Source organism: Pedobacter sp. Bi126, from assembly GCF_918698245.1.
Classification (GTDB): domain Bacteria; phylum Bacteroidota; class Bacteroidia; order Sphingobacteriales; family Sphingobacteriaceae; genus Pedobacter.
Window position 1 is genome coordinate 26,656 of sequence record NZ_CAKKMS010000003.1, and the last position, 25,459, is coordinate 52,114.

24 protein-coding genes are annotated in these 25,459 nt (G+C 37.9%); 21 read left to right on the plus strand and 3 right to left on the minus strand.

Features of this window, described 5'->3' with window-relative positions:
- The first annotated feature begins 52 nt into the window (after positions 1 to 52).
- The 8 genes from LQ201_RS10175 (at position 53) to LQ201_RS10210 (ending at position 10,289) form a co-directional block, all read left to right on the plus strand.
- Positions 53 to 1,924, plus strand: a complete 1,872-nt coding sequence (locus LQ201_RS10175) for a CocE/NonD family hydrolase (protein ID WP_230142059.1) — start codon at positions 53 to 55, stop codon at positions 1,922 to 1,924.
- 178 nt (positions 1,925 to 2,102) lie between these two features.
- Positions 2,103 to 3,968: a CocE/NonD family hydrolase gene (locus LQ201_RS10180; RefSeq protein ID WP_230142062.1), complete on the plus strand. Its 1,866-nt coding sequence runs from the start codon at positions 2,103 to 2,105 to the stop codon at positions 3,966 to 3,968.
- Between the two features lie 74 nt (positions 3,969 to 4,042).
- Positions 4,043 to 5,695 (plus strand): M1 family metallopeptidase, encoded by a 1,653-nt coding sequence (locus tag LQ201_RS10185; protein WP_230142064.1) that lies wholly within the window; start codon positions 4,043 to 4,045, stop codon positions 5,693 to 5,695.
- Positions 5,696 to 5,886: 191 nt separating this feature from the next.
- Entirely contained in the window at positions 5,887 to 6,618 is a 732-nt protein-coding gene (locus tag LQ201_RS10190) for a head GIN domain-containing protein (protein WP_230142066.1), read from the plus strand.
- Positions 6,619 to 6,927: 309 nt separating this feature from the next.
- Positions 6,928 to 7,686: a hypothetical protein gene (locus LQ201_RS10195; RefSeq protein ID WP_230142069.1), complete on the plus strand. Its 759-nt coding sequence runs from the start codon at positions 6,928 to 6,930 to the stop codon at positions 7,684 to 7,686.
- Between the two features lie 11 nt (positions 7,687 to 7,697).
- On the plus strand, positions 7,698 to 8,150 hold the full coding sequence (locus tag LQ201_RS10200) for a DinB family protein (protein ID WP_230142072.1): 453 nt from the start codon (positions 7,698 to 7,700) through the stop codon (positions 8,148 to 8,150).
- A gap of 375 nt (positions 8,151 to 8,525) precedes the next feature.
- Complete coding sequence (locus LQ201_RS10205) at positions 8,526 to 9,416, plus strand: archaemetzincin (RefSeq protein WP_230142077.1); 891 nt, start codon at positions 8,526 to 8,528, stop codon at positions 9,414 to 9,416.
- Positions 9,417 to 9,500: 84 nt separating this feature from the next.
- Positions 9,501 to 10,289 carry an aminoglycoside 6-adenylyltransferase gene (locus tag LQ201_RS10210; protein WP_230142079.1) on the plus strand — a complete coding sequence of 263 codons (789 nt, stop codon included), beginning with the start codon at positions 9,501 to 9,503 and terminating at the stop codon, positions 10,287 to 10,289.
- A 171-nt stretch (positions 10,290 to 10,460) separates the two neighbouring features.
- On the opposite strand, the gene LQ201_RS10215 is transcribed toward LQ201_RS10210, so the two are convergent.
- Both LQ201_RS10215 and LQ201_RS10220 read right to left on the minus strand, forming a co-directional pair.
- Complete coding sequence (locus LQ201_RS10215; protein WP_230142081.1) at positions 10,461 to 11,351, minus strand: hypothetical protein; 891 nt, start codon at positions 11,349 to 11,351, stop codon at positions 10,461 to 10,463.
- 85 nt (positions 11,352 to 11,436) lie between these two features.
- Positions 11,437 to 12,144 carry a DUF2490 domain-containing protein gene (locus LQ201_RS10220; RefSeq protein WP_230142083.1) on the minus strand — a complete coding sequence of 236 codons (708 nt, stop codon included), beginning with the start codon at positions 12,142 to 12,144 and terminating at the stop codon, positions 11,437 to 11,439.
- A gap of 370 nt (positions 12,145 to 12,514) precedes the next feature.
- Here LQ201_RS10220 and fabV point away from each other — a divergent pair, with 370 nt between their 5' ends.
- The 5 genes from fabV (at position 12,515) to LQ201_RS10245 (ending at position 17,157) form a co-directional block, all read left to right on the plus strand.
- The gene (fabV, locus tag LQ201_RS10225; RefSeq protein ID WP_230142086.1) at positions 12,515 to 13,708 is read left to right on the plus strand and encodes an enoyl-ACP reductase FabV; all 1,194 of its coding nucleotides are present in this window, start codon (positions 12,515 to 12,517) and stop codon (positions 13,706 to 13,708) included.
- Positions 13,709 to 13,831: 123 nt separating this feature from the next.
- A complete protein-coding gene (locus tag LQ201_RS10230) occupies positions 13,832 to 14,371 on the plus strand; it encodes a GNAT family N-acetyltransferase (RefSeq protein ID WP_230142087.1) in 540 nt (179 codons plus the stop codon).
- A gap of 646 nt (positions 14,372 to 15,017) precedes the next feature.
- Positions 15,018 to 15,470 (plus strand): cold-shock protein, encoded by a 453-nt coding sequence (locus LQ201_RS10235; RefSeq protein WP_029277369.1) that lies wholly within the window; start codon positions 15,018 to 15,020, stop codon positions 15,468 to 15,470.
- A 588-nt stretch (positions 15,471 to 16,058) separates the two neighbouring features.
- Entirely contained in the window at positions 16,059 to 16,745 is a 687-nt protein-coding gene (locus LQ201_RS10240; RefSeq protein ID WP_230142090.1) for an SIMPL domain-containing protein, read from the plus strand.
- A 97-nt stretch (positions 16,746 to 16,842) separates the two neighbouring features.
- Complete coding sequence (locus LQ201_RS10245) at positions 16,843 to 17,157, plus strand: seryl-tRNA synthetase (RefSeq protein ID WP_029277363.1); 315 nt, start codon at positions 16,843 to 16,845, stop codon at positions 17,155 to 17,157.
- 189 nt (positions 17,158 to 17,346) lie between these two features.
- On the opposite strand, the gene serS is transcribed toward LQ201_RS10245, so the two are convergent.
- The gene (gene serS / locus LQ201_RS10250) at positions 17,347 to 18,618 is read right to left on the minus strand and encodes a serine--tRNA ligase (RefSeq protein ID WP_230142093.1); all 1,272 of its coding nucleotides are present in this window, start codon (positions 18,616 to 18,618) and stop codon (positions 17,347 to 17,349) included.
- A 98-nt stretch (positions 18,619 to 18,716) separates the two neighbouring features.
- On the opposite strand from serS, the gene rsmI reads away from it, so the two are divergent.
- The 8 genes from rsmI to LQ201_RS10290 all read left to right on the plus strand — a co-directional run bounded on the left by rsmI (position 18,717) and on the right by LQ201_RS10290 (position 25,409).
- Positions 18,717 to 19,430: a 16S rRNA (cytidine(1402)-2'-O)-methyltransferase gene (gene rsmI / locus LQ201_RS10255; RefSeq protein WP_131533856.1), complete on the plus strand. Its 714-nt coding sequence runs from the start codon at positions 18,717 to 18,719 to the stop codon at positions 19,428 to 19,430.
- Positions 19,431 to 19,468: 38 nt separating this feature from the next.
- The gene (locus LQ201_RS10260; protein WP_230142094.1) at positions 19,469 to 20,122 is read left to right on the plus strand and encodes a PH domain-containing protein; all 654 of its coding nucleotides are present in this window, start codon (positions 19,469 to 19,471) and stop codon (positions 20,120 to 20,122) included.
- A gap of 50 nt (positions 20,123 to 20,172) precedes the next feature.
- A complete protein-coding gene (locus LQ201_RS10265) occupies positions 20,173 to 20,403 on the plus strand; it encodes a GIY-YIG nuclease family protein (protein WP_230142097.1) in 231 nt (76 codons plus the stop codon).
- A 147-nt stretch (positions 20,404 to 20,550) separates the two neighbouring features.
- Positions 20,551 to 22,167 carry an apolipoprotein N-acyltransferase gene (lnt, locus tag LQ201_RS10270; protein ID WP_230142100.1) on the plus strand — a complete coding sequence of 539 codons (1,617 nt, stop codon included), beginning with the start codon at positions 20,551 to 20,553 and terminating at the stop codon, positions 22,165 to 22,167.
- Between the two features lie 32 nt (positions 22,168 to 22,199).
- The gene (lspA, locus tag LQ201_RS10275; protein ID WP_230142102.1) at positions 22,200 to 22,706 is read left to right on the plus strand and encodes a signal peptidase II; all 507 of its coding nucleotides are present in this window, start codon (positions 22,200 to 22,202) and stop codon (positions 22,704 to 22,706) included.
- A 139-nt stretch (positions 22,707 to 22,845) separates the two neighbouring features.
- On the plus strand, positions 22,846 to 23,595 hold the full coding sequence (locus LQ201_RS10280; protein WP_230142105.1) for a M57 family metalloprotease: 750 nt from the start codon (positions 22,846 to 22,848) through the stop codon (positions 23,593 to 23,595).
- Positions 23,596 to 23,783: 188 nt separating this feature from the next.
- Positions 23,784 to 24,200: an OsmC family protein gene (locus tag LQ201_RS10285; RefSeq protein WP_230142108.1), complete on the plus strand. Its 417-nt coding sequence runs from the start codon at positions 23,784 to 23,786 to the stop codon at positions 24,198 to 24,200.
- Between the two features lie 297 nt (positions 24,201 to 24,497).
- Positions 24,498 to 25,409, plus strand: a complete 912-nt coding sequence (locus LQ201_RS10290; protein WP_230142111.1) for a hypothetical protein — start codon at positions 24,498 to 24,500, stop codon at positions 25,407 to 25,409.
- Positions 25,410 to 25,459 lie beyond the last annotated feature (50 nt).

Below are 25,459 nucleotides of genomic sequence, written 5' to 3' on the forward strand. Positions count from 1 at the left end.
AATCAACCACTAATCACCTATATTTAAATTTTATTCCTAAAAACTAGCTTAAATGAACCTTACCAGAATTTTCAGTCTTTTATTTTGTCTGTTTATTTCTAATGAATTAATAGCCCAGCAAACCGATTCGGCATATGTTAGAGAAAACTATACTAAAATAGAACGCCAGATCCCCATGCGCGATGGGGTTAAACTCTTCACTTCCATTTATATACCCAAAAATCAAACCAAAAAATATCCATTTTTAATTAACCGAACACCCTATACCGTTGCGCCTTATGGTGAAGATAAATATAAGCTGAGTTTGGGTAATTTTCCGGCGATGATGCGTGAGGGATTTATTTTTGTATATCAAGATGTGAGGGGCCGATGGATGAGTGAGGGCACTTTTGCCGATATCCGTCCTCAACTGGTTGGAAAAAAATCTAAAACAGCTATTGATGAAAGTACAGATACTTACGACACCATCGACTGGTTGGTTAAAAACGTGAAAGGCAACAATGGCAATGCGGGTATTTATGGCATTTCGTATCCTGGGTTTTATTCTACCACTTCATTGCCAAATGCACACCCTGCGCTAAAGGCCGTTTCGCCTCAGGCACCAGTTACCGATTGGTTTATGGGTGATGATTTCCACCACCGTGGTACATTATTCCTAATGGATGCTTTCAGTTTTATGGGCAATTTTGGTGTGCCGAGACCTAAACCGATTACACCAGATAAAGGACCTAAAGGTTTTCAGTTTCCCATTCAAGACAATTATCGCTTTTATTTAGAAGCTGGATCGGTTAAGAACCTAAAAGACAAATATTTTGCAGATAGTATTAAATTCTGGAATGATTTGTTTAAACACCCGAACCTGGACACCTTCTGGAAAGCACGTTTAATTACCCCGCATTTAACCAACGTAAAACCTGCAGTGATGGTGGTTGGTGGCTTTTTCGATGCCGAAGATGCCTATGGAACTTTTGATACTTACAAAGCAATTGAGAAACAAAATCCCGGCGCCAATAATATCCTGGTTGCAGGACCTTGGTTCCATGGCGGCTGGGTACGTAGTGATGGTTCTTATTTCGGCGATATCCCTTTCGGTAAAACCACCAGTATCGATTACCAGGAGCAATACGAACTGCCTTTCTTTAAACATTATTTAAAAGGTGAAGGCGATTTTAATGCAGCAGAAGCCAATATTTTTGTAACCGGAAGTAACGAATGGAAAAAGTTCAAAACATGGCCACCACAAGAAGTAGAAAACAAAAACTTGTATTTACAACCTAATGGAAAGCTCAGTTTCGAAAAAGTGGGCAGAACCGATAGCTGGGATGAATATGTGAGCGATCCCAATAATCCTGTACCTTACCAGGATGGCATTCAGGCCAAACGTACCCGCGAGTACATGATCGATGATCAGCGTTTTGCTGCCCGCCGTCCGGATGTGAAAACTTACCAAAGCGACGCTTTAACAGAAGACATTACCTTAACCGGTCCTGTTTTGGCCAATCTCGTGGTTTCTACTACTGGAACAGATGCCGATTATGTAGTTAAACTGATTGATGTTTATCCTGAAGATGCACCAAATCCAGAACCTAACCCTAAAAACCTGATTATGGGTGGTTACGAAATGCTGGTGCGGGGAGAAATTATGCGCGGAAAATACCGTAACAGTTTCGAAAAACCTGAGCCATTTGTTCCTGGTGCCATCACAAAAGTAAATTACCCTTTACCCGATGTGGCGCATACCTTTAAAAAAGGCCATAAAATTATGATCCAGATCCAAAACTCATGGTTCCCTTTAGCTGATCGTAATCCACAGAAATTTATGGATATCTATCAGGCAGAACCACAGGATTTTCAAAAAGCTACACACAAAATTTATCACGACGTGCACAACAGTTCGTTTATTACCGTTTCGGTGTTGAAGTAAAATATTGGATTCTTAATCCCGCGGTTCGTCATTCCCAACTTAATTGGGAATCATAATGCTTTAAGATTCCCGCCTACGCGGGAATGACGCCTGAGTTTAAAATAGATAGCAAATAACTATGGCCTTGGTTCGTGTCACCACAAACCAAACACATAAATAACTAACTTATTATAATAAAATGAAATACTTAAAACTAATAATTATCCTGCTTTCGGCATCTTCTGCTTTTGCGCAAAGTGATACAGGATATCCAAAAGCTAATTACACCAAAAAAGAAGTTTATATCCCAATGCGCGATGGAACTAAACTTTTTACCGCCATCTACACACCTAAAGATGCCGCCAAGAATAAAAAATATCCGATGATAATGCAACGTACCTGTTATAGCGTTGCCCCATATGGCGAAGATAAATTTCCTGCAAAATTAGGCCCATCAGAATTGATGATGAAAGAGGGTTATATCATGGTGTATCAGGATGTACGCGGTCGCTGGAAAAGTGAAGGTGCCTGGACAAATATGACCCCTGTTATCGATAACAAAAAAAGCAAAAAAGAGGTTGATGAAGGTTCTGATACTTACGATACCATCGATTGGCTGGTTAGAAACGTAGCCAATAACAACGGCAAAGTTGGCCAATGGGGAATTTCTTATCCAGGCTTTTATACTGCTGCAGGAATTTTGAGCAATCACCCTGCTTTAAAAGCCTCATCGCCACAAGCGCCGATTTCAGATTTCTTTTTTGATGATTTCCACCACAACGGATCATTTTTGCAGAGCTATTTCATGACTTTTCCAGTATTTGGTGTGCAAAAAACCGATACTACCTCTAAAGCCTGGTACAATAACCAGTTAATTCTTCCAAAAACAAAAGATGGTTATCAGTTTGCTTTAGATTTAGGCCCTTTAAGCAATGCAGACAAATATTACAAGGATAATTTTTTCTGGCAAGAAACCGTTAGCCACCCAAACTATGATGAGTTTTGGCAAAAACGTGGATTATTAAAACATTACAACACCATTAAACCTGCGGTAATGGTAGTTGGTGGCTGGTACGATGCCGAAGATCTGTCTGGCCCGTTAAACATTTATAAAACCATCGAAAAGAAAAACCCTAATGCCTACAATACGATTGTAATGGGACCATTTGGACACGGAAGATGGAGCCGCGAAACCGGTCATACCATGCATAGCAATGTGTATTTCGGAGATAGCATTGCAACCTTCTATCAGAAAGAAATTGAAGCTAAATTCTTTAATCACTTCTTAAAAGGAAATGGCGATAAAAACACTGGCCTGCCTGAAGCCTATATGTTCGATACCGGCAAAAAACAATGGGAAACTTTTACCAAATGGCCAACTGAAAAGGCGACTAAACAAAAATTATATCTAGGTGCAGATGGTAAGCTTAGCATGACTGCACCCGGTGCGGCTGGTTCAGTAAACTACATTAGCGATCCATTAAAGCCAGTTCCATATACCGAAGATTTAACTACAACATTGGGCTTTACGCCACACAATTACATGAGTGAAGACCAACGTTTTGCGGGCAGAAGACCAGATGTGTTGGTTTATCAAACCGATGTATTGGATAACGATATTACCTTGGGAGGCGAAATTATGTCGCACCTTAAAATTGCAACCACAGGTACCGATGCAGATTTTATTGTAAAGCTGATCGATGTTTATCCTGCCGATGAGCCGAACAACCCTTACATGCCAAACAAGAATATCATTTTGAGCAATTACTGGCAAATGGTGCGTTCGGAAGTTATGCCTGCACGCTTCCGCAATAGTTTCGAAAAACCCGAGGCCTTGGTAGCCAACCAGAAAACGGATGTGAACTTTCAGCTACAGGATGTATTACACACCTTTAAAAAAGGACACCGGATTATGATCCAGGTGCAGAGTACAGCATTCCCTTTATTTGCGCGTAATCCACAAAAATTTGTAGAAAACCCATATAAAGCAACAGAAGCCGATTATATTAAAGCTACACAAACTGTATTTAACGATAGTTTTATCGAAGTTGATGTGATAAAATAATTGATAAGCTCATGCTCGTTTCTAACGAGCGTGCAATTACCGATCGTTTTTAACGATCAACAAAAACATAACAAATGAAAAAGTTTCTATTCATCCTTTCCATAGTCCTCAGCGTTTCGGCTGTACAGGCACAGATGCTTGGCAAAAACCAGGTAAACTCAAGGGCCGATAGCCTCCGCGGAACACTTACCCCTTTACGTACCTGCTACGATATTAATTATTACCACTTAGATGTGAAGATCGATATCGACCAGAAAACAGTAAGCGGCAGCAATGAATTTGCTTTTACCGCCACACAGGATTTCACCAAATTACAGTTTGACCTTTTTGATAACCTAAAAGTAGATAAGGTAGTATACAAAGGTGCCAGTTTACCTTTTACCCGAGAATACAATGCAGTTTTTGTAACCTTCCCGAAAGCAGTTAAAAAAGATAGTAAGGATAAATTCACGGTTTTTTATTCAGGAAATCCTTTGGTGGCAAAAACACCGCCCTGGGATGGCGGTTTTATCTTCAAAAAAGATGAAGCAGGCAATCCTTTTGTTTCTGTGGCCTGCCAGGGTTTGGGTGCTAGTGTATGGTGGCCAAATAAAGACCACCAGAGCGACGAGGTAGATAGTATGTTAATCAGCATTAGTGTTCCTAAAACTTTGCAGGAAATATCTAATGGAAGGCTGAGAAATACTGTAGATAAACCGGATGGTTATAAACAATACAATTGGTTTGTCGCTAATCCCATCAACAACTACGACGTAACCTTTTATATTGGCAAATATGCGCACTGGCAAGACAGTTACGATGGGGAAAACGGAAAACTCAGCATCGATTACTGGGCGCTGCAAACCGATAGCGCCAAAGCACGTCCACATTGGGATGCCGATGTTAAACCCATGCTAAAATGTTTCGAATATTGGTTTGGTCCTTACCCATGGTACAAAGATGGCTACAAACTGGTTCAGGCACCACATTTAGGGATGGAACACCAAAGCGCGGTAGCTTATGGCAATCAGTTTAAACCAGGTTATTTAGGCAAAGATTTAAGCGGTACCGGCCATGGCTTAAAATGGGATTTTATCACCATCCACGAGAGCGGCCACGAATGGTTCGGCAATAACATCACCTCAAAAGATATCGCCGATATGTGGATTCACGAAGGTTTCACCAATTATTCGGAGGTACTGTTTACCGAATGTACCGAAAATAAAGCGGCTGCAAACGAGTATGTAATCGGATTACAGAAAATCATCCAAAACGATATTCCCGTTATTGGCCCTTATGGTGTAAATAAAGAAGGTTCAGGCGATATGTATCCCAAAGGGGCAAACCTGATTAGCACCATTCGCCAGTTAATTAATAACGATGAAAAGTTCAGACAGATTCTTCGCGGACTAAGCAAAACATTTTACCATCAAACGGTAACCACTGCTCAGATCGAAAATTACATAGCCAAACAAAGCGGGCTTAAATTGGATAAAGTTTTCGATCAGTATTTACGTTTTACCAAAATCCCGGTTTTAGAATATAAAATCGACAATGGCACTTTATCTTATCGTTGGATAACCGATGTTAAAGGTTTTGATATGCCTGTGCGCGTAACATTAAAAACAGGCGCTTATACCTTGATTAAACCTACAAACGATTGGAAAACACTTAAAGTGGATGCCAGCATAAATGCAGATAATTTCAAACACGATCCGTTGTTTTATGTTAACCTCAAAAAAGGATAATGCTTCTCCCGGACAGACTTGCGAAGTTTCAAAGGCCACCAGCACAGGCAACTTCGCAAGTCGCCTCAGCACGAGCATAGCCTGAAGTGAAGGATCGACCAAATAAATTTCATCTTATGCAACTTTTCGACAAAATCATCGTCTTATAAGAAAAAGCTCATTATTCATCTAAAAAATAAAAATCTATATCCATGAAAAAAGTATTTGCAATATTATTGGCATCCTTAACATTAACCTCTAGTATTAATGTAATTGCTAAAAATCAGATCAGCCACAACATTTCAAAAAATAATAGCGATGACAGAGCGGTAAAAAACTTCAACGGAGTTGCTGCAGCAGGCCCAATAAACGTAATTGTAACTTTGGGAAATAGCGAAAGCTGTCGTTTAGAAGGCGATGCTGATGCATTGGCCTCAATTGTTACCGAAGTAAAAGGCAATGTTCTGGTTATCCGCCCACAAACCAGTATTACCAGCTGGACTAGAAAATACGAAGGCAAAAAAATCACGGCTTACGTAACAGCAAAAGAGTTGGCCAGCTTAACCGTAAGTGGTGATGGCAACTTAAGCGTTAATGGAAAAATCAACACAGGTAGTCTAACTACAACTGTAAGCGGTTCGGGAAGCATTAAAGCAACCGCTGATGTAGACAACTACAGTGGTGTGATTAGCGGTTCTGGTGCAATAAACATTACAGGCGGTGCAGATCATGCAAAAGTAGTAATCAGCAGCTCAGGTACCTTTGCCGGTAAATCTTTTTCTACAAAAACTTTAACCAGTACCATTAGTGGTTCAGGAACCATAAACATCGCGGTAAGCGAAAGCATCAGAGCCGTAATCAGCGGATCAGGAAGCGTAAATTACTCTGGCAACCCAAGTGTTGATAAAACTATTGTTGGCTCAGGTGGAGTGAGAAAAGTATAAATTAAGCTTTTTAATTGAGAAACACCTGCAAGAAATTGCAGGTGTTTTTTTTTGGTAAAGGATTAATTTTTAGCTCCATTTCCCAATGCCATCGTCATGCTGAACTTGTTTTACAAGTAGAAATAGTATTTCAACCGTCTTGTAGCTACTGCGTGGTCAGCACCTTTCTGCAATCATTTCAAGTCCTCAACCCAACTAGGATCGGATTTTCTATTTTATCGGGTTTTATACATAGGCTGGTAGAGTAATAGGGTAGAAAGATCCCTTTTTAGCTTTAAACTATTATATTCGCTTAAAAACCTCTCTTCAATGAAAAAACTATTATTAGCAGTACTTTTTATATCGAACATCGGTTCGATTCAAAGCCAAACATTAGATAAAAAATATCTCCCTGTGGTTACCAATTTTATCGCTTCAATAAAGAGCGGTTCCATAGAAAAACTGAGTAACAAAATCAAATATCCATTAAACAGGGTTTATCCGATCCCGCCCATTAAAAATAAGCAGGAATTTGTAAAAAGATATAAAGAGGTTTTTGATGATGACTTAGTCAAAAAAATTATTAGATCGAAGCCTTCATCAGATTGGGATGATGTAGGCTGGCGCGGAATTATGCTCTTAAACGGCGAATTATGGCTCGACACTGATGGTAAACTCCTTGCAGTAAACCACCAGTCAAAGTTAGAAGCCAAAGAGCAAACTAGGTTAATTAATGTGGAAAAAAGCAAATTGCATCCATCAATCAGTAATTTTATGCAGCCTGTATTAGTTTTAGAAACAGCTCAATACAGAATCAGGATTGATGACGTAGGCAATAATAATTACCGTTATGCTTCCTGGCCAATAAAAAGTAAAATGAGCGATAAACCTAAATTGGTTTTAAACAATGGCAAATGGACGCCTGATGGTAGTGGCGGCAATCACAATTATCAATTTAAAAGTGGCGACTATTTATACACCTGTTTCATTACAGTTTTAGGCGAAGCAGGAGCCCCGCCAGCGCTATTAGAAATTAGCAAGGCCGGGAAACAGGTTTTATCCCAGCCCGCAAAAAAAATGATCCCTTAAAATTTCTATATATGCTCACCGAAACCTTAAAAACACTTTTTAACCGCGACTTAAACAAGCTAAAATCCGAAATCGAGTCGTATAAAAACGACGCGAACTTATGGATTATAGATAAAAGCATTGCAAACTCAGCGGGGAACCTTTGCCTGCATTTAATCGGAAACATCAATACCTACATTGGCGCAACTCTGGGAGGCAGCAATTACATCCGCAACCGCGAGTTGGAGTTTTCATTAAAAAATGTTCCTAAACAGGAGCTTATCAACATGATTGAAGCAACTATAATTGTGGTTAACGAAACAGTGGGTAAAATAACAGAAGAGCAGCTCAATAGCGAATACCGAACATTGGTATTCCAGGAGAAAACATCAACCGAATTCTTCCTGGTTCATCTTACCACGCATTTAGCCTATCACTTAGGGCAGATCAATTACCACCGAAGATTATTGGATGACGAACTGTAGTCAGGCGCTATGCGTCAAGCATAAAGCGATCTATGCTAGATCGTCCTTGCGAGGCTGGGTCGGCGGGAGCAGAAGCAATCTGCTTCGCAAAATAGAATATATGTAAATGAAAACCATAAAAGCAATCATATACCTAACTGTCTTGTTATTGATCATTTCTACTTTAGCAACATTAAAGCTGGAGGCTGCATCTGACGGTTTAGATCAATACGGTTTCCCTTTTACTTTCTACGATAGTTTTTCTGGAAAGTGCGATAATTGCTATGAGAATTTTGGTTTTAAGCCGCTCAATTTTTTAGTAGATATTTTATTTGTTTTTTGCCTCGCTTTTGTAATAGTCATGGTAAAAATCAAGTTTTATAGGAAAAAATTATCATGAAATCATTGATAAAGATTACAATTGCATTCTATTTCTTTATACTAGTAATAGTTTTTACATCTTGTTCTTCTGGACAAAGATCATCTTATCTCGCTAAAGTTTCTAAAAATGACGTTCCTTTACCGAAACCCAAAGCTGGCGATTGGCTATTTAGCCATAAAGAAACCGGACAGTCACTGGCAGAATTTAGAAATTCAAAACCGCTTAAACCAAATAAAGCAACACAAACTATCTATTTAAAACCAATTGGTAGTTTTACTAGCCTTCAATTAAGAGAGATTGAAGCTTGCCGAGCATACCTAGAAATATTTTTTCAGATCAAAACCGTTATTTTAAAACGGTCTGGTAATGAATCTGTTCCAGCAAGCGCTAGGAGACTTGGTCCGCAACAGCATGAACAATTATTGGCGACTTATCTTCGAGATACTGTAATTGCTAAAGAAAAAGCAAAAGATGCAATTGCCATTATGGGCATAACAGAAATGGATCTATACCCAGATCCAAAATGGAATTATGTATTCGGTTTAGCATCTTATCAAAAAGGATTAGCTGTAAGTTCTGTTTTCAGATTACAAAACGGCCCCTTATCTGAGAAAAATTATAAATTAAGCCTAATGCGCCTGTTAAAAATCAGTTCACATGAAATTGGTCATATCTTCGGTTTAAAGCATTGCATCTATGCATCTTGTGTGATGAACGGCACTAATAGCATGTTAGAAACTGACAAAAGTATATTAAGGTTGTGCTCGAATTGCCAGAGCAAATTAAATTCTAGTTTAAACTTTGATAATGAGAAAAGATTAATGGAACTGATCAACTTTTTTACCCTTAACAATATGCAAAGTGATCTTATCATGATGAAGGGAGACCTTAGCCTTGTACAATAGAAATTATTTGTTAAAAATGATTTTTATATGCTTGCTAACTTAATAAGTTTTAAAACTCAGTAACTATATAGATGAAAATTACCCATGATACAACAACTCTTTGCCCAAAATGCAACCAAAATATTTAAAAGCGATGAATCTGTTATCGGTTTAGCCGTGGGCGGCTCCTGGCTCAGCAACGAAATCGACGAATTTTCAGACCTCGACCTCATTTTGGTGACCAAAGAAAAACTATCAACAGATAAATCGAAAATGCTGCAATATGCCAGCCGTCTTGGCGATTTAATTTCTGCATTTACAGGAGAGCATGTTGGTGAGCCCCGCGTATTGATCTGCCTTTACGACAAGCCATTGCTCCATGTTGATATTAAGTTTTTAACTCTTGATGAATTTGCTTCAAGAGTAGAAAACCCTATGCTATTAATCGACAGAGACAATCAATTACAGCAAATTCTTGATCAAACTAAAGCTAAATTTCCTTCACCAGATTACCAATGGATTGAAGATCGCTTCTGGACCTGGATGCATTACGCCCTTTTAAAAATCGGCAGGGGCGAATATCTGGAAGCCTTAGATTTCTTCGGCTTTTTAAGGATGGTAGTATTTGGTCCTCTACTGCACATCAAAAACAACAACCTACCACGAGGTGTGCGTAAAGTAGAATCGCAGCTTCCTGCCGAAGATTTTAATCTACTTAAAGGTACCATTGCCGAATACAATAAAACATCTTTAATCACTGCGTTAGAAAATGCGACCGCGCTTTATAAAAACCTGAGCGGTGATCTTTATACCGAAAACATCAAACAGAACAAAAAGGCAGAAGATGCGGTAATGCAGTATTTAGCCAAAATAAAAGACAGCCGTTCAGAATGACAAATTAGACAATATATAAAATTCTCCGTGTCTTCCGAGTTTCCGTGGCTATTTTTAATCAAAAAGAATATTCTGCATTGATCTTTTTAATCTGCGGGACAACTGTAGTGCGCCAATGCTAATTGGTCACACCTAAAACAAAAAGGAGGCTTAAGCCTCCTTCCATATCTTTTAAAACTGAACCCCGATCAGCCACATATTTTCGATGTAGTTAATCTTCTGACTAGCCTTATCGTACTCATCCCAACCGGTGGTATGCACATTGGTTAAATTGGTAGCGCCGAACTTAGTGGTATTTTGTAGGTAAACGTTTTTCCAAACATAAAACTTAAGTCCAACTTTTGCAGAAACACCATAACCCGAAATACTGAAGTGGTTATTTCTGCCCTGTCCGAACAAACGTACATCTGAACGCGGAACCATCATGCCACCACCTAAACCGGTTTCTAAGGTTAAGGAAGTATTGCCGCCCGGAGCCACCCAAATATCATCATAACGCTCAATTTCGATATTTGCATAATTAAAACCATCAGTATGCTCGTAGGTTAACATGCTCTCCTTAACATTAATGTTTTGTCCGTTATAATCACCGGCCAAATTACCTGTAGGTGTATTGGTTGGAGAAATATTTGGCCCGATGTGACCAGTGATCGCTACAGTTTGTGGGATGTCCATTACGTATTTCATGTGGTCCCAACCGATTGAGATACTGTAGTTATCTTTGATAAAATAACCTGCACGGATATTGTATTGCGGTACGGTGATAAGTCCAGGGTTTAAATAAGCCCAGCTCAATTTCGATTGTCTATCGTGTGCAACTACGTCTTTTAAAGTAAAATCATAATTCGGGCCTTGAAACCTGATATCGCTTTTACCATACCACGAACTGTTGTATCCCCAGTGAAAAAAGAAATCGCCTTTACGCGAAAAATTCCTTTTATGCTCAGGATTAAATAAACTTTTTGAGGTTGGGGTATGATCAGTTGAAGAAGTCTGAATCTCTTGAGCCTGCATCCGCTTGCCAAACAAGAGTGCTAAAAATAGAATGGTAAATCTTTTCACGCGGCAAATTGAGCAAAAAGCCTAATCAATTACAACAGCTTTAACATTTTGTAAGAGTTGTTGTACAAAAAATGACTTTAAAACATTAAAACCTCGTGTAAACAGCCAGTTGAATAATATTGTTTACCGTATTATTTGAAACGCCATGGGTAGCCTGGTTCATATAACCAGCTTCCAAATCAAACTGTTTCGAAAAACGATAACCTGCAGCGAGATATAACCTGTTCTGATCAAAAATACTATTGTTAATTTTATCCTTATTCTGAATATTTAAAAACACCTCGTTCTGTAAAGCCACAAATGGTCCTTTAGCAAACGTTGGTTGTGTTTTTTGCAACGGTTGGATCAACCTGAAAAAATAACGGAAGCGTTGCGAAAACACATCTTCGCCGGTACGGCCAATAAAGCGTTGCTCAAGCCTCAACCTGTGACTGGCAAAAACTGATTTTATTTTATGACTATAAATGTACTGCTCAAATATGCGGTGCTCATGTAGGGTAAGATCAGCGCTCCCTGCCGATTCTGTATGTGTAGTTTGCCATAAATATCCTAATGCTACGTTGTGCTTATTGTTAATAAAATATTGTAAAGCCGGGCGCACCAAGGTATTTCTCAAATAACCCCAATCATCAGCCGAACGCAGTTGAACATCGAACTGAAGCCCCCATTTATCACTAAATTTGGTGTTATTTAAAAGCATAAACCAACCCGAATTTTGATGTTGGGTTTGCGCATAAAGCTTTCCAGAAGCCATGATAACAAACATCATGACAGACAATAATATTTTTTTCATAAGAAGAGATAAACCGGTTCTATCTGTGTGCCGCTAAATTAAGAGAAATATAGTAAAGTGAAAAAAGAGTTGTTAATTAATTAGAAAGTCAGGGGTCGGAGATCTAAAGTTCAAGTCCAGCGTTTGTAGTCCATTGTACAATTTATTAAAAACTGTGCTCTCTATTCTCTGTGTAAAACTCAATGTCCTCTGTGGTAAAAACATAACCACCTTTGCGTTTCTTTGCGGTTAAATACGTTCATTATTTAAATTTCATTTAATGTTAAGCGATTAAAAATTTATCTTCGTTAAAGATTTGGGCATTACGGCATTTTCAATACACTTAAAATTGCCCTTATTTTAACATTACAAAACGTAAAATAGAACAAAAATGATTATCGAACCTAGAATGAGGGGCTTTATCTGTTTAACCGCACACCCTGATGGTTGCGCACAAAACGTAAAGAATCAAATTGAATATGTAAAATCTAAAGGAGCTATAGATGGTCCTAAAAAAGTATTGGTAATTGGGGCATCAACCGGTTTTGGTTTAGCTTCGCGTATTGCTGCTGCCTATGGGTCTGACGCTTCTACAATTGGCGTATTTTTCGAAAAAGCACCTTCTGAAGGCAAAACTGCATCACCAGGCTGGTACAATAGTGCAGCTTTTGAAAAAGAAGCACATGCTGCTGGCTTATATGCAAAAAGTATTAATGGCGATGCTTTCTCAAAAGAAATTAAAGAAAAAACAATTGAATTGATCAAAGCTGATCTTGGCCAAGTTGATTTAGTCATTTATAGCCTGGCATCGCCAGTTAGGAAACATCCTGATACAGAAGTACTTCACCGCTCTACGTTAAAACCTATCGGTGGAACCTATACCAATAAAACCGTCGATTTCCACACTGGTAATGTGACCGAAATTTCTATCGAGCCCGCTACCGAAGAAGATATTGCCAATACCGTTGCCGTAATGGGTGGCGAAGATTGGGCCATGTGGATTGATGCATTAAAAACAGAAAACCTGCTTGCCAATGGTGCAACAACAGTAGCTTATTCGTACATCGGCCCTGCTTTAACTGAGCCAGTATACCGTAAAGGAACCATCGGCAGAGCTAAAGATGATTTAGAAGCTACTGCTTTTAAAATCAGCGATAAACTAAAAGATATTGATGGCAAAGCTTATGTATCGGTTAATAAAGCATTGGTAACACAGGCAAGTTCTGCTATTCCGGTAATCCCGTTATATATTTCATTGTTGTACAAAGTAATGAAAGCCGAAGGTGTGCACGAAGGTACAATTGAGCAGATCCAACGTTTATATGCTGATCGTTTGTATACTGGAAGCGCTATCCCTGTTGATGAGAAAGGAAGAATCAGAATCGACGATTGGGAAATGCGTGAAGATATCCAGGCTAAAGTTGCAGAACTTTGGAATGAAGCAACAACCGAAACTTTACCGGCAATAGGTGATTTACCAGGTTACAGATCTGATTTCTTAAGCTTATTCGGTTTCGAAATTGATAAAGTTGATTATCAAAAAGATGCCCAGGAAGTAGTAGAAATTGAAGGTTTAGTAAACTAACTACTTAGATTCGTCACCCTGAACCTCCATCGTCATTTCGACTGGAGCAAAGCGGAATGGAGAAATCTAATCATTAATTACAACGGCTGGCCCTATAGCCAGCCGTTTTTATATCCAAACTATATGAATTTCGATTTACAGCCTACATTGGCAAACGATTTAATTACTATAGTTCCCTTAAAAGAAGAGGATTTTGAAGCCCTTTTTGCGGTAGCTTCTGATCCCTTGATTTGGGAGCAGCATCCAAACAAAGACCGGTATAAAAGAGAGGTTTTCGAAAATTTCTTTAAAGGTGCAATAGAATCGAAGGGTGCTTTTATCGTTTATGAAAAAGAAAGCAACAAAATTGTGGGCAGTTCCAGGTACTACGAATTAAATGAAACAGACCATTCAGTTGCCGTTGGTTACACTTTTATTGCCCGCGAATTTTGGGGCAAGGGGCATAACAGGGCTTTAAAAACTTTAATGTTTGATTATGCTTTTCAATTTGTAGGTAAAGTAATCTTACATATCGGTGCTACTAATTTCCGTTCACAAAAAGCGACAGAAAAATTAGGAGCCGTTAAAATCGCCGAATTAGAGGTAGCCTATTACGGTGAGCCCTTGAAATGGAACTTTGTTTATCAGGTGGATAAAGATAAGTGGGTAAATAAAGGTTCTTAAAGTTTTAACCACAGATTTTCACAGAAAGAGTCTGCCACGGAAAAGGTATAAACATTCGATCGTCCTCGTTTGTCACAAAGTGATTCCTTTTGAATAAAGAGGAAGACCAAGGGTTTGCATTTGTAATGCAGTAAGTAGCTAATTAATAGCAGGTTTTAACCACAAATTTTCACATATCAACATAGATACGATGTCCTCCTCATCTGTGTTCATCCACTTCACCTGTGGTAAAAAGAAAAAACTACTGGCAGCAAAGACACTTAATTTAGGAAAAAATTAATTCCGTGTAAACCCGTGCTTCCCTGGCAAATACTAATTTTAACTACTGATTTTTTCAAAAAAAAGCCTGCCACGGAAACACTGAATCCACAGAAAATGTATAAACCTCAACCCAACATCTGTGCTCATCCTCTCCATCTGTGGTGAAAAAAAAGACAATCGCCTCAAAAAACACACAAGGTTAAAGAATAGATCTTAATTCCGTGTAAATCTATGCTTCCGTGGCAAACAGATTTATAATCACCTGTGGTTCGCATCCAAATGACAAGAGCATAACCGAATAAAATCGTGTTTATGCTTTAGTATTGTTATCTTTGTATAATTCTCCATTCCACTCACCCTTCAAAACAAAACAATTAAATAAAATATGGCTAAATCTCAGGCAACATACAGTAAAAAAGAGAACGAAAAAAAACGATTAAAAAAACAAAAAGACAAACAAGAGAAAAAAGAAGAGCGCCAAGCTAATGCAAAAAAAGGTTTAGCGCTTGAAGATATGATGGCTTATGTTGATGAAAACGGAAACATCTCTTCTACTCCACCAGATCCGAAGAAAAAGAAAGTAATTAATACAGAAGATATTCAGATCGGTATTTCAAGACAAGAGGACATCATCGATGAAAATCCTGTTAAAAAAGGAACAGTTACTTTCTTTAACGACAGTAAAGGTTACGGTTTTATTAAAAACACTGAAACACAAGACAGTATTTTTGTTCACGCAAACGGTTTAATCACCCAGATTAAAGAAGGTGATAAAGTTACGTTCGAAGTAGAAATGGGTCAAAAAGGGCCAACTGCTGTTAAAGTATCAAAGGTTTAACAACCACAATTCAATTCTTTTTGCAGTTTCTAATTGCAAAACATGATTAAAATTCTGCAGAAAACTCTGCTGCGCTAGGTTTTATAACCATTTATAATTCCGTCTATTTAAGCATAAAACCTTGCGCATAATTTTACTCTCTCTCTATTTATTTTAGAAAATCAGGTTTCAATGTGCATTGGCCAATTCGGTCACGCCGTCGCTATTTTCCTCGTTTCACTGCACTTTCATTCCGGGCTATCTGCCTTGTCGGGTTTAGGTGGCTAGAACAATAGCTTTTTTTAATGGATGAAATATCTGAATGAATATTTGTACGATAAGAGAATAATATTTTTCAGGTTAAAACTTATTCCTGTAACGATCGCTAAAGTTTGATAGATCTTTTTCGATAGTAGCATAATCCGTTGTTAATAAACCCGATAACAACGGCAGCTCCCGATTTTTCTCCGGGGCTAAAGTGTATAGCGGGACAGGTTTTGCCCTGAAATACTGACGCTCATTTCCAAAAAAATAAAAAAAATGATAATCTCGGTGTGGAATTTGTGCACGGCTTACATCATTACAGTACACACAAAGAAAAATTGAATTATGAAAAAGTTAATAGCACTTGCACTGGTTGCATTTTTAGGATTATCATCAGCGATGGCTCAACAAGTAGATTTACGCAGAAAAATTAATGTTAGCGGAACTGCAGAAACAGAAGTAACACCAGATATTATTTATATCGGCATTTCACTTAAAGAATACTTAAACGGAAAGAAAAAAGTAGACATTACAGAATTGGAAAAACAATTGTATGCCGCTGTACAAAAAGCAGGCATTGCAAAAGAAAATTTAACCATCAGCAATTTAAGCAGCTGGAATTATGCTACAGAAAAAAAGAAAAACCCCGATTTCTTAGCCAGCAAACAATACCGCTTAAAAGTTAGTGATCTAAACAAGTTTAATGCAATATTAGAATCAATAGATGCCAAAGGAATCTCCAACACGAATATTGAAAGCTACGATTACTCTAAAATTGAAACCATAAAAAAAGAGCTTAAAATTAAAGCTTTATTGGCAGCAAAAGAGAAAGCAGCTTATATGGTTGAGGCTTTAGGCGATAAATTAGGTGGCGTAATTGAGATACAAGATGGTGGAGACAATGTAATACAACCTGTTTACAGAAATTATGCGATGAAAGCTGAAATGGCCGATGCTGCTGGCGCTCCTGAAATTGATTTCAAAAAAATTAAACTGAATTTCACCGTAAATGCCATTTTCGAGATCAAATAAGACGTTTTACAGCTAAATCAATGCTTTTTAAAACCTACCAGAACATTTTGGTAGGTTTTTTGTTACGTAGAGGTCGAACACTAAAAAATTAAATATTATGAAAAAATTCATCTACACGTTAGCCTTGGTTTTCTCTTTAGGCATTAGTTTTAATTCAGCTCAGGCAGCTGATAAACCTGCGAAAAATCCAACAGAATTAACTGCCGAACAAGCAGTGAAACTGGAAAGAATTAAAACCCGTGTTGAAGAGATCAGAGACATGGACAAATCGAACTTAACAAGAGCAGAACGTAAAGCTTTACGTAGCGAGTTAAGAGAATTAAAAGGCCAGGCCCGCGCAGTTTCTGGAGGTGTTTACCTTTCAGTTGGTGCAATCATTATCATCATTTTATTGTTGATCTTGATTTTATAATCAATACCGCATTACACCTATCTATATAAAAACAAAAAGCTTTGCATTGCTGCAAAGCTTTTTTTATGCCATCTTGCGAAGTTTACTCAGCCTTGCGCGAAAGAGAACTTCGCAAGTCTCCGCGTGGCCTAAGCAAAACTAACGAGATTCACTGCCACAAGTCCATTGAAACTTCATTAGTTTCCCTGACTAATCTATAATATCAAAACCGGTATACTTTACTAAAGCCTCCGGAATTTTAATTCCGTTTTCGGTTTGGTAGTTCTCTAAAATAGAAGCCACAATACGTGGTAATGCCAATGCGCTTCCGTTTAATGAGTGAGCCAGTTGTGCCTTCCCTTCTTTTCCTTTAAAGCGTAATTTTAAACGGTTACTCTGATAAGTTTCGAAATTTGATACAGAAGAAACTTCTAACCAACGCTCTTGTGCGGCACTCCAAACCTCCATATCATAAGTCATGGCAGAAGTAAAGCCCATATCGCCACCGCATAAACGCAATACACGGTAATGTAATCCCAGCTCCTTTAATAAAGACTGAACATATTGGCTCATATCTTCTAAGGTTTCGTAAGATTTATCAGGATGCGTAATCTGTACTACTTCAACCTTATCAAACTGGTGTAAACGGTTTAAACCACGTACATGTGCACCGTATGAGCCCGCTTCTCTACGGAAACAAGGCGTATAAGCGGTATTTTTAATTGGAAGATCTTCTTCTTTAACAATTACATCACGGTATAAATTGGTTACCGGAACTTCGGCTGTTGGAATTAAATATAAATCATCAACAGTTGAATGATACATCTGTCCTTCTTTATCCGGCAACTGTCCCGTACCAAAACCCGAGGCCGCATTAACCAAATGAGGTACCTGCATTTCTTTATAACCTGCTTCAGTAGCATGATCTAAAAAGAAATTAATCAAGGCACGCTGTAACTTTGCCCCTTTTCCTTTATAAACCGGAAAACCTGCACCAGTAATTTTCACACCCAACTCGAAATCGATAATATCATATTTCGCAGCCAATTCCCAGTGCGGCAAAGCCTTGTTTGGTAATTTAGCAGGCGCTCCATGTGTTAGAACAACCTCGTTTTCTTCTGCCGTAGATCCTTGTTTTACCAAATGGTATGGTAAATTTGGCAACTGAACAATTAAATTATGCTGGGCAGCTTCCAGCTCATTTAATTTATCGCTCAGAGTTTTAATATTTTCTTTATGAGAAGCCGTTTGTGCTTTAATTGCCTCTGCTTCTTCTTTTTTACCTGTACGCATTAAATCGCCAATTTGTTTGGCAGCTGCATTCGCTTCAGCAGAAATATTATCCAGGGAAGTTTGTGTAGAACGGCGGTCTTCATCAATTTTAATGATTTCATCTACCAGTTCTGGCTGTTTAAAATTACGGATACTTAAACGTTCTAAAACTTTCTCTCTATTTTCGCGGATATAGTTAACTTGCAGCATTATTTAATTTTTTAAGCAAAGATAGCAAGAGTTTGGAGTTTGGGGTAAGGAGTTTGGAAAAAACTGCAAACCGTTAACTGTAAACTGCAAACCGAAATATGGATGGCAAACTATTTCTCGTACCAACGCCCATAGGCAATTTGGAGGATATGACCTTTAGGGCAATCCGTATATTAAAAGAATGCGATTTAATCCTAGCGGAAGATACCCGCACAAGTGCCCCGATGCTTAAACACTTTGGCATCGATAAAAGGGTTTTTTCTCACCACCAGCACAACGAACATAAGGCCACTTCAGAAATCATCAAGTTTTTAAATGAAGGGCAAAAAATTGCCTTAATATCTGATGCCGGAACGCCTGCCATTTCCGATCCGGGTTTTTTCCTGGTTCGCGAGGCCATTAAAAATGATATTGCGGTAGAGTGCCTACCTGGTGCAACAGCTTTTGTACCTGCTTTGGTTAACTCAGGCTTACCTGCAGATGCATTCTGTTTCGAAGGTTTTTTACCCGTTAAAAAAGGCAGACAAACAAAGTTTAAAAAATTGGCAGAAGAAGACCGCACCATTATACTTTATGAAAGCCCACACCGTTTATTAAAAACTTTAGAGGAATTTGCACAGTATTTGGGTGCCGATAGGCAAGCTTCGGTAAGTAGAGAACTCACCAAGATGTTCGAAGAAACGGTTCGGGGAACTTTGGTGGAAATAAAATCACATTTTGAAAACAATACTTTAAAAGGAGAATTTGTAATTTGCATAGCGGGGAAACCCAACATTAAAAGCAAAAACAAATATGAAGCTGCTGAAGAGTAGCATCAAAAACGTAACCAACACAACAATTTAAAAATATTATGATTAGCATAGATAGATTTCTGAGTGACGAACAAGACCCAAAAGCGGTTGAAAAAGTTATTGGAAAATTAAACGACCTTTTAACTACGGGCGAAGAACTTTTATATTTAGCTGTACAGAAAAAACCTGCGGTAAACTTGTTACCAGACAGTATTGCAATTTCAAATAAGCGTATTTTTTATTGCGAGCCAGGTAATTTAGGTTTAACCATGAACTTTAAAGATATTTCCTGGAAAAGCATTAAAGAGGTTTCGTTTAAGGAAGAATTTTTTGGTTCTAAATTTATCTGTGTACCACAACATGGCGAAAACATCGTAACTGAATTTATTCCGAAAGTACAGGCGCGTAAATTGCATCAGGCTGCAAACCAGCAATTGGATGAGTATAAGGAAATGCTCCGTCAGCAAAAGCTGGAAGAAAACCGTGCAACCGCTTCTACAACTAATTTAAACGCTCAACCGTTCGCCGAAATTCCTGCTTACGAACCAACTCCTGAGCCAGTACAACCTGTTATTCAGATCGCTGAAGTTGTAGAAGAACCAGAAGACGAAACCACATTAAAATTACGCAAGCTTAAAACTTTGTACGATAAACACCTGATTACTCAGGAAGAATACGAAGCTAAAAAAGCAAATATTTTAGATAGTTTGTAAACAAGCTGCGTCACCCTGAATTTATTTCAGGGTGTTAATTGATGTAAAAGATGGAAAGAGGCGGATGTGTTTATATATTAACCAATTTTAAACATACAGTTCTTTATGTTGGCGTAACATCAGAGTTATATTTCAGGATTAAAGAGCATAAAGATAAATATTATCCTAATTCATTTTCGGCAAAGTATAACTGTAATCTGTTGGTCTTTTTTGAACAATTTGACAGCATTGAAGGAGCCATAATAAGAGAAAAGCAATTAAAGAATTGGAAAAGGGCATGAAAAATAAACCTAATAAATAAATTAAATCCTAATTGGGATGATTTATTCTTGACACTTGAATAACTGCTTCGCTCCTTTAAATCCTTACCATAAAACAGCATTTAAGATGCTGAAATAAATTCAGCATGACGATTTTACCGCCTAGTAATGAAATCTAAACAAACTTACCTCCTCGCCCTCTTAAGTGCATTTTTACTTTGGCTAGCCTGGCCACCAATGCCTTTTACCACACCTTTGTTGTTGATCGGCCTGGTGCCTTTATTCATTGCGCTCAATTCCATTTCAGGCAATGCTGAAAAAAAGCAGGGAAAAAGAATTTTCCTGACCGCAGGCTTAACTTTTTTAGTTTGGAATACAGCATCAATTTATTGGGTGTACAACGCGATAAGTGCTTATAATGGTCCGGCGGTAGCCTTACCAGTTTCTTTAATTCCTTATGGATTAGGTGCACTTTTAATGACTTTTGCTTTTTGGTTATACTATCGATTGGGCAAATACGTAAATAAAAAGATCGCCTACCTTGGGTTAATTGCCTTTTATATCGCTTTGGAATATTTGCAACAAACCTGGGATTTAGCTTTCCCTTGGATGACTTTAGGTAATGGCTTAGCAGGAATGCATCAGCTGGCGCAATGGTATGATTTTACCGGCGTTTACGGAGGTTCACTGTGGATTTTAGTGAGCAATATCCTGGCTTTTGAAGCCTACAAGAAATTTAAATCACAAACAGGTTATTTAAGGCTTAGAACTGGGGGAATCTGGGCTTTGGTAGTGATTATTCCCATCAGCATTTCATTAACCAAATACTTTACTGCTGAACAAAAGGGGACGCCGAGTAATGTGGTAGTGGTTCAACCCAATATAGATCCTTATCAAAAGCTGGAGAATATTCCCCCTGCTGAACAGATCAGGATACTAACTCATTTATCTGATTCGATCGGACAAACCAATACTGAATATTTTATCTGGCCAGAAACGGCCATCCCAAATTATGCAAATGAGGATAGAATCCGGAGCAATCCTGATTTTATTAACCTACAAAGCTTTTTGGCCAAGTATAAAAATGGAACATTAATTACAGGGATAGAAAGTATTAAAATCTATCCTGACAAAAAAACAATAACAGCTAAATTTGACAATCAGAAAGGCCTTTATTTCGACAATTTCAATACAGCCATGCAGGTAGAAAATTCTGCCAATGTTCAGTTTTACCATAAATCCAAGCTGGTACCAGGGGTAGAGAAAATGCCTTTCCCCAAAGTATTTTCATTTTTAGATGGTGTTTTTGCGCAATTGGGTGGAACAGTTGGTGGTTGGGGATGGCAAGAAAAGCCAAGTGTACTTTATGCACAAAGTGGCATTGGCGCCGCACCAGTGGTTTGTTACGAAAGTTTATGGGGAGACTGGATTGGCCAACAGGTTAAAGATGGGGCTCAATTTATTGCTATTATCACTAATGATGGCTGGTGGGGCAATACATCAGGCAAAGATCAACACGAGATGTATGCAAAACTCAGGGCAATTGAAACCCACCGTGATGTAGCCCGCTCAGCAAATACTGGAATCTCCTGTTTCATTAATCAACGTGGCGATATTACACAAAGCACAGAATGGTGGACAAGAACTGCTATCAAGGCCAACATCAACCTAAACGACGAGATTACCTTTTATGTAAAAAGCGGCGATATTATTGCAAAAATATTGAGTGCTTTGGCTATTGTCTTAGCCTTGATTATCCCTTATAGAAAATGGGTAAAGAAATAAAAACCCGTCTGTAAACTTCTAATTAAAAAAACATGCAACAGTTTAAAAACCTTAGGTGGTCCGTTTTATTATTACTGCTCACATTAAATTTTGGTTGCGATCAGGTTTCAAAAAAAATTGTGCGTACCGAGATCAGCGATTACGAACACATCAGCATTATAAAAGACCGTTTTACCTTAACCAAAGTAGAAAACAGTGGTGCATTTTTAAGTCTTGGTGATAATATGCCCTATATATTTAGGCTCATTATTCTAACAGGCTTGCCATTACTATTTTTGGGCTATGGCTTATATTTCCTCTTTGCCAAACGCAATTTACCAATGAGTATGCAAATTGCTTTGTGTTTTCTGATAGGCGGCGGAATTGGCAACCTATATGATCGGATTGTACACGGATCGGTTACCGATTTTATGCATATGGATTTTTACCTCTTCCAAACAGGTGTTTTCAATTTTGCTGATATTTCGATCATGATTGGTGTAGGTATATTACTTTTCCAGTCGATTAGAAGTAAAAGGCTAAAACACGAGGTAGATTAGGATAGCAGGCAAGATTTCGTAATACTAATTAAGAATACAAAAAATGTAAATTAAAAATACAAATATGTATTTTTTGTATTATATTTATTCATGTAATACTCAATTGCAGCATATTACGATCTAAACCAAAAACCTAACTATGAAAAACCTATTAACAAAAACTATGCTGATTGCATTGCTCTCAGTAATGATAATCTCGTGCTCGAAGAAAAATGAGCTACCAGCAGATCAGGAAAACGAAACCGTTCAAAACCAAAAAGTTCTCGCTTACATCAAAAATCTTGGTTTTACAGATGCACAGATTGTAGAAAGCGGAGATAATTACGTTGTAGACGGCGATATCGTATTTAGCAAAAACATGGAAGTTCCTGCCGATAATGGAAAACCAATAACCGAACAATATTATAATGGATATATTGTAACCAATAGCACTAATATACGCGTTAAAGTAGACCCTTCTATAAATGGGATGATCAGTGAAATCAATTCTGCAATCAACCAATGGAATACGGTACCTAATTCTAAAATCAAATTTGTAATTACAACAGGTACTATTTATGATATTCTAATTAAGGTAGACAATACCATTGGAAGTTCTACATGCGGACAGGCCTATTTATCAACTTCAAACGGTAAAGCTGGCAACACAGTTTGGATTAACCAGAACCTGATCCAGAATAATTCTTTTGCACAACGTACGAGAACCATAACACATGAATTTGGGCACACGATTGCGTTTAAACACACCAACCAATCTACAACTATTAATGTCCCTGGAGTTGGGGGAACCGATGCGCTATCATTAATGAACGGCGGGCAATGTGGAAGTGGTGCAACTGTTTTATCAGCAAAAGATAAACAAGCTACCGCAGTATTGTACCCTTTATAATTAAAAATCAGACAAATAACCTAAAAAGATCGTAATGCAATGGAAGCTGTTTCTCTGAAGCAGCTTCTTTTTTGAAACAATATTTGCAAATGATTTTAATAAAGGAATTTCTTAACAAAGAATTGCCACCTTTAAACAAACATATTTTTATCTTTAGGTGTTAAACAATCTAAAAATAAAATCCAATCATGAAAAGAAATGCAACAGCCGTATGGCAAGGTTCTATTAAAGAAGGTAATGGCAACATCACTACACAAAGTACCACTTTAAATAATACTCAATATTCTTTTAATTCTCGCTTTGCTGAAGGTGTTGGCACAAATCCAGAAGAATTAATTGCTGCTGCACACGCAGGCTGTTTTACCATGAAATTATCTGCTAACTTAACTGAAGCAGGATTTACAGCAGATAAATTGGAAACCAAATGTGAAATTAACCTGGATCCATCAAAAGGTGAAATTGTAGAATCGCATTTAACTTTAACAGCAACTGTACCAAATTTAACTCAGGAGAAGTTTGATGAATTGGTAGCAGATGCAGAAAAAAACTGCCCAATCTCTAAATTATTAAACACAACGATTACTGTAGATGCAACCTTAGCATAGCCTATAATCATGCTGAGGCACGAATCATCGTGAGCTGAAATAGACTCTCTTCGTACTTACCATTGACAAGATGCCAATAAAGTGGTCGTCATTCTCGCGCAGGCGGGAATCTTAAAGCTTATTGCATTAGGATTTCCAATCGAGTTGGGAATGACGATTTCATGCAGACTACACTTCCCTAAAAACCATGTTATTTACATTGATTATGAAACATAATTAAACCTTAGCACGACTACTTATTCGTTGTATTACAATATAAAATTAATTGTATAACTTAGCTTTACAAGCTAAGTTAACATGAAAAAATCTCTCCTATTCTTAAGCACTGTTTTATTCTTAAGCAGTTGTGTCTCTTTTAGCAGTAAAAAGGAAACAACATTTAGTACAGTTGCTGCTACTGAAGGCGTCAATAATGCATCCTCTGAAGAGGATTTATTTCATTTTGCCAGTTTTGACACTGATGTGGCGGTAAGAAAACTCGCTGTTAGTAGGTTAAATAACGAAGCAAATCTATTTCATGTTGCTAGTTTTGATATTGACACCGCAGTAAGGAAGCTTGCCGTTAGCAAATTAAATAATCAAGCATACTTATTTCATATTGCCAGTTTTGATGCTGATGTAGAGGTAAGGAAACTTGCTGTTGGCAACTTAGACAATCAGGCAAACTTATTTCATATTGCCAGTTTTGATACTGATGTAGATGTAAGGAAGCTCGCTATTGGCAACTTAGACAATCAGGCAAACCTATTTCACATTGCCAGTTTTGATGCTGATGTAGACGTAAGGAAGCTAGCTATTGCAAACCTAAATAATCAGGCAAACCTATTTCACATTGCCAGTTTTGACGCTGATGTAGACGTACGAAAACTCGCTGTGGCACACCTAAATAATCAAGCAAACTTATTTCATATTGCCAGTTTTGATGCTGATATAGACGTACGGAAGCTCGCTGTGGCACACCTAAATAATCAGGCAAACCTATTTCACATTGCTAATTTTGATACGAATGTAGCGGTAAGGAAACTTGCAGTTGGTAACTTAAATAATCAAGCAAATTTATTTCACATTGCTTGTTTTGATCAGGACAAAGAAGTAAGAAAACTTGCCGTTGGTAAAATGAGCAATCAGGCACATCTAAACCACATCATCTCTTTTGAGAAGGAGAGCGACATCAGGCAAATTGCATTAAATCAGCTCAACCATAATTAGACCGTTTTCAGTTGGCAATTTGCAGTTCGCAGTTTAAACAGTTAACCTAA